Raw genomic sequence first — 1,279 nt, 5'->3', positions numbered from 1 at the left:
TTTTATGTTCCCTGCGACTATTGCAAGAATGTTTGTAGAACAAAGTCATATAGCAAGGGTTATATCAGATATTCTTTCTCCTCAAAGCTACATTTACTTTTTAATATATGTTGCTTTAATTATCTTCTTTTCATATTTCTACACAGCAATACTGGTAAATCCTACAGAAATTGCAGACAACCTAAGAAAAAGTGGAGCATTTATACCTGGAGTAAGAGCAGGTTCCCAGACAGCTGAATATTTAAATTATGTTTTGACAAGAATAGTTTTTGTAGGTTCAATTTTTCTTGCAGCAATAGCTGTTCTCCCAATGATTCTTATAAAAATGCTTCATGTTCCGTTTTACTTTGGTGGAACATCGGCACTAATCGTAGTTGTAGTTGCCTTAGATACACTTCATCAGATTGAAGCACATCTTGCTATGAAAAGATACGAAGGATTTCTTAAAAGGAGTTAGAAAATGGCAAGAACATATATATTCCTTGGACCTCCGGGAGCGGGTAAAGGGACACAGGCTCAAAGACTTGTTGAAGAAAAAGGTTTTGTTCAGATATCCACAGGGGATATTCTAAGGGAAGCCGTAAAAAACGGAACCGAGCTTGGTAAAAAAGCCAAAGAGTATATGGACGCAGGTAAGCTTGTTCCTGATGATATTATAATCGGAATTATAAAAGATAAGCTCAAAGAGTTAGAAGGAAAAGATATTATATTAGATGGATTCCCAAGAACAATTCCACAGGCTGAAGCTCTGGACAAAATGCTTGCTGAAGTCGGAAGACAGCTTGATGGTGTTATACTTTTCGATGTTCCAGATGAAGAAGTAATAAAAAGACTTTCAGGAAGAAGAGTAGACCCTAAAACAGGCAAAGTTTATCACATAATATACAATCCACCACCTCCAGATGTAGAGGTAATCCAAAGAGACGATGACAAAGAAGAAGTAATCAAAAAAAGACTTGAAGTATATCACTCACAGACAGCACCTCTTATTGAATATTACAAAAAACAGAATAAATTACTGGTCATAGATGCTACAAAATCACCGGATGAAGTTTACAAAGAACTTTTATCTGTGCTAAAATAATAGTTTGTCAAAATGATTGAATTAAAAAGTAAAGAAGATATAGAAAAGCTTAGAAAAGCGAATAAGATTGTTGCAGAAATACTGCAGATTATAAAGGAAAATACTAAGCCTGGAATGACAGGTGTTGACCTAGATGAGATAGCAAGAAAGGAAGCTGAAAAAAGAGGAGTTAAACCTGCTTTTCTGGGTTTATAC

General features: G+C 35.1%; 2 protein-coding genes and 1 pseudogene. All 3 read left to right on the top strand.

Features of this window, described 5'->3' with window-relative positions:
- Window positions 1-457: SecY family transport protein (locus HG1285_RS01050; RefSeq protein WP_008289494.1), on the top strand; the 457-nt coding region annotated here is incomplete at its 5' end.
- Between the two features lie 3 nt (window positions 458-460).
- The gene (locus HG1285_RS01055; RefSeq protein ID WP_008289493.1) at window positions 461-1,084 is read left to right on the top strand and encodes an adenylate kinase; all 624 of its coding nucleotides are present in this window, start codon (window positions 461-463) and stop codon (window positions 1,082-1,084) included.
- 12 nt (window positions 1,085-1,096) lie between these two features.
- Window positions 1,097-1,279: pseudogene (locus HG1285_RS01060) on the top strand (type I methionyl aminopeptidase); the annotation flags it as partial.

Source organism: Hydrogenivirga sp. 128-5-R1-1 (assembly GCF_000171895.1).
The sequence above is the reverse complement of the archived record's forward strand: the minus strand, read 5'-3'. Positions and strand labels throughout refer to the sequence as shown.

Bases quoted from the DNA above. Each gene is read 5' to 3' on its own strand.
- HG1285_RS01055 (WP_008289493.1), top strand. From the start codon at position 461: ATGGCAAGAACATATATATTCCTTGGACCTCCGGGAGCGGGTAAAGGG.